This is a genomic window from Vibrio sp. SG41-7, assembly GCF_014164465.1.
GTDB lineage: Bacteria > Pseudomonadota > Gammaproteobacteria > Enterobacterales > Vibrionaceae > Vibrio > Vibrio splendidus.
The window spans coordinates 1-4,109 of sequence record NZ_JACJFF010000215.1 but is presented as its reverse complement, the minus strand read 5'-3'; the positions used below and the strand labels follow the sequence as shown (position 1 = coordinate 4,109).

At 40.5% G+C, this 4,109-nt stretch carries 3 protein-coding genes and 1 pseudogene; 1 reads left to right on the top strand and 3 read right to left on the bottom strand.

The genetic code is table 11. The features are described 5' to 3' along the window. Window positions 1–468 precede the first annotated feature (468 nt). Together H5300_RS25755 and H5300_RS25750 are read right to left on the bottom strand one after the other, a co-directional pair. Window positions 469–1,140: a hypothetical protein gene (locus H5300_RS25755; protein WP_182797266.1), complete on the bottom strand. Its 672-nt coding sequence runs from the start codon at window positions 1,138–1,140 to the stop codon at window positions 469–471. 53 nt (window positions 1,141–1,193) lie between these two features. Continuing rightward, on the bottom strand, window positions 1,194–1,685 hold the full coding sequence (locus H5300_RS25750) for a hypothetical protein (RefSeq protein ID WP_182797265.1): 492 nt from the start codon (window positions 1,683–1,685) through the stop codon (window positions 1,194–1,196). A 371-nt stretch (window positions 1,686–2,056) separates the two neighbouring features. Between H5300_RS25750 and H5300_RS25745 the strand changes: the two genes are divergently transcribed. Beyond that, window positions 2,057–3,088, top strand: coding sequence for an IS110 family transposase (locus H5300_RS25745; RefSeq protein ID WP_017100620.1), 1,032 nt, complete (start codon window positions 2,057–2,059; stop codon window positions 3,086–3,088). A gap of 401 nt (window positions 3,089–3,489) precedes the next feature. Here the strand turns inward: H5300_RS25745 and H5300_RS25740 are convergent. Next, window positions 3,490–3,981: pseudogene (locus H5300_RS25740) on the bottom strand (DUF2913 family protein); the annotation flags it as partial. Window positions 3,982–4,109: the final 128 nt, after the last annotated feature.

Genomic DNA, 4,109 nt, shown 5'->3' with positions numbered 1-4,109 from the left:
ACGACCAAGCTTCGTTACATTGTCAGAGCCGCTGCTTTATTCAGGCTCTTAGGGGCATCTGGTGGTACAGATGGTTCACTCTTCGTGGTGAACAACGCTTCATACGACTTCAGGTCGCACGGACATTTCTGAGTTACGATTACTCCCAAAGCTTCCCCTTACCTACCTTTTAGCTATTAGTGCTTTTCTTAGGGTTTCTATAGAAACATCACCTCTCATCTTACTGCGATACGTACACTCAACATAAGTTACAGTAATGGTTACACCATCTACTCGTGTTGATATAGCTCCAAGTTCATGTGAGATCTGCTTTTAATAACTCGGATGCTTGTGCAATACTGTTATTAATGCAGTCTAGGCGAGCAAGATCTTTCCCTGGAGTAATGAAGAAAAAACAATGCCACTCACTTTAAGTGAGCGGCATTAGAGTATCACTCCTGCCTGTTAGTACATCAATATGTTAGGCTGTTAATAACTCCGAATTTGAGCGCTAATTTTTGAAAACTCATCTTTCATTTTTTCATTCTCAAACGGGATCAGTTCTGGAGCCTGCAGATTCATCACCTCATCAAAGAGTTTTTCATTTTCCTTTATAAGGCCTGATACATTAAATGCGATGTCGACTGTTTTATACGTATTAACCGCAGCATCGTAATCTTTCTTTAATCTGGCCTTAGCCGATTTCACTTTCTTTAAATCAGATTGAAGCTGCTTCTTATAACTATTTATGACTTTTGCAGAGTATTGCTGACTTTCTAAATTCTTCTTATAGATGGATAGGTTTTTAGAGTTGGTTTTGCGAGATAGAGCTTTCGTCTCTTTAATCAACTTGTTGTTCTGATTACCTAGCTCGGTAATTCTAGGAATGAAGGTGTACTCTAATTTGTTAATGTATTGATCTTGGATAAAGAGCTGCAACTCCAAGAGCAACACATACATACCATAGTATTTCTTCGCAGCGGTTAAGTCTTCCCCTGTATCTTGAGAAACCTGACCCAAATAGTTCGCAAACTCGCTAATCACTGGAAATACCGTTGTCATCGAAAGTATTTCGTTGACATTCACTTTGGTTAATAGCGCTTCTACTTGCTCTTCAGTAACGAATGTTCCGAAATCATTTAAGCGCTCTTGTACTGCCACAATAATGAGTGAGCGCTGCTCAGCGACATAAGCAATATCACTCTCTTTATCGACTACACTTCCGTTATATCTGCTTTATCACCTTTATCAAAGGTCAGCTTGTATTTCTTCTTTAACTCCGATAATTCAGAGATTTCTTCTTTCATGGCCTCATCGTTAGCGAGAAGTTGCTCCTGGTAATCAGACAAATCTTCATCTGAAATTAACTCGAACACTTGCTCAAGTAGTTCATCAATTTCTTCTTGATAATCCGATTTTCCTTTTTTGATGAGTCCCGATTTAGCAGGCGCACCGTCTTGTTTCTCTTTTAGGCTTATGACCTTGCCAAATCGCTTTTCTACTCCATTCCAATTATCGGAAACAATAACTTCAGTAACGCGAGGGATATATTCAGGTTCTACTTGAGTGTCACTAGAGCTGCCAGTATCAGAGATGATGGATTTTGCTTTATCAAGTCCTGAATTGAGAGTGTCCTTCCAATTTGCTTGTGCGTTACCTGCGCCTAAAGCGCAAAGAATCGCGGTCGATAGTAATAATTTTTTCATTCTGTAATGCCTTTAAATAATTAGGTGAATGATAAATAAATATTGAAAGAATAAGCAATAAATAGAAGGTTTCTTCACTCAGATGATTGAGGCGTATATCATTTTGTATTAAAGGTATAAGTTATGTTAAAAAATGGAGACAAAAAATGTAAGTGTTGGGTTTTAGGTTATAGAGCTGGCTTTAACATGTCACTGCAAGAGGCAGACCGGGGCTAAGTTAACCAGAGAAAATGTAACAACACTGTTTGAAACACATTTTGTAGGCAAAGTTAGGCTAGCTGAAATTTCTGTGTGTTAACTTGATGTATGGAATCCACTCCCTCTCTGCCAGTCTACACTTAGCAGAGTGCCATTATAACGAGGGCTCCAATATGTTGACTAAAAATGTTATCGCTATCGACCTAGCAAAAAATGTTCTGCAAGCCTGCCATATCAGTGTTCACGGTGAGATGCTGTCCAATAAACCTCTAAGTCGACAGAAAATGAAAGAGTTTCTTGCCAAGGCTAAGCCTTCCATTGTCGCAATGGAAGGGTGTTGCGGATGTCATTATTGGGGTCAGTTAGCTCAAAAGTTTGGACACGAAGTGCGGATTATCAACCCGAAGAAAGTGAAAGGCTACCTAGAAGGACATAAAACTGATCATAATGATGCCCTTGCTATCGCTAATGCCGCTATCCAAATTGGTATCAAGTACAGCCGTCCAAAGTCATTAGAACAACAATCTATGCATTCATTAGAAACCAGCCGTAGGTTCTTATCTCGTAGTGTGGTTTCCTTAGGGCTTCACATTAGAGGGACGATTTTGGGCTACGGGATAGCAAACCCTAGAGGTGAAAAAGGTTTAAAAGCGTCGGTTCAAACAGTACTTGATGGAGAGACCTCAATACCAGCAAATGTTGTATCCGTTCTGTCCATGTTGTGGGAGCAATATAAAGAACTGAAAGCAAAACTCATCGCGTTCGAAAAAGAGAAAAATGCTTTAACCCGCCAGATAGAACCATGCCAACGATTAATGGAAATTGAAGGTGTTGGTGAAACAACAGCTGCGATGCTCTATACAACTCTTGGTGATGGAAAGCAGTTCAAGAATGGAAGACAAGCTTCAGCGTTTGTTGGTCTTACACCCAAACAACACAGTTCAGGTGGCAAGGTCTTTATGATTGGGATCGATAAATGCGGTGGAGTGAAGGAGCTACGCTCCCTTCTCTATCTTGGTGCAATGTCTTACGTTGGACGACTCCCCGAAAAACCGAAGACTCAAAAGGATGCTTGGTTGAGGAGTATCATAGATCGTATCGGCTTCAAGAAGGCCTGCATTGCACTGGCGAACAAAGTGGTACGGACTGCGTGGGCAATGCTTCGGTATGAGACTGAATACAAACCAGTATTACTTACTAATTAATCACTAACAAATTCTAAAATTTTACAAAATGATGAAGCATAAAAGGTAAGACCAACCTACTGAAAACCTGGCCGTTCTGTCATGCTAAGCAAGCTGCTAACTCGATAAGGACAGTAGGTGCGCAAAACATCAAAGGCTAGAAGGTAGCTCCTTCAATAAGAAGCCGAATATACGACCGCATCTTAACTTTTATTACCAAAATCACTTTGTAAATACGTGGATTCCATATACATAACGGGGCAAATGTTAGTTTCAATCTTTGTCTTTCGACACTTGCTCAATAGTATCAATTCAGGAAAACAGTAAAGGTTGTGACATCACAACAGAATGAGGGCCTTTATTCTATCAATAGTGCTCCCTGAAAATCAGGTGAGCGACCACTTGGTTTAGAATGAAAAGATTTAAGCAGGATGGACTAAAATATGAGCTTGATTCGATTTAGCACTCCACTCTTTCATCTCAGCGATGAATAGACCATGAGCGTTGATTGAGTTAATCAGTTCTGGGGCTTGTTCTGACTGCATCAACATAGAGAGCGGGGTAATCTGTTTATGCTCCTGATCAAAGCCATGCTCTATTTGCTCTTCGAGCATATAGAGAATACCTGATTCGGCTTGACTGCCTTCTTCGAACAATCGTGATTCAATGCCTTCAGTGTCATAAAGGTGAACCAATAAATTGTAGAGCTTTTCTGCACCGACGAGCTTGGTGCGGGCAGCTTGTGAATTCAGCTCATGTAGCCGCATCTCTAAGTTCCCGCCCTTTTTCCTAGCAACATTGATCATCAATTTGAGGTCTTTTTTGATGTTAGATAGCGATTTATCCGTAAGCTTAAGCTTGAGAAATTTAATCAGAATTTCATTGCGGGCTGGCACAGGCACAAAACGGGAAGATGTGTGAGCTTACGAGAAGATAGTGTACATAGGTATGAAGAAGCGGCTCTGGCCAAAAGCCAGAGCCTGTTTTGATTAGATATTGGACTGATAATTCCAGGGCAAGAACTGTTGTGGATTAGCCTTAA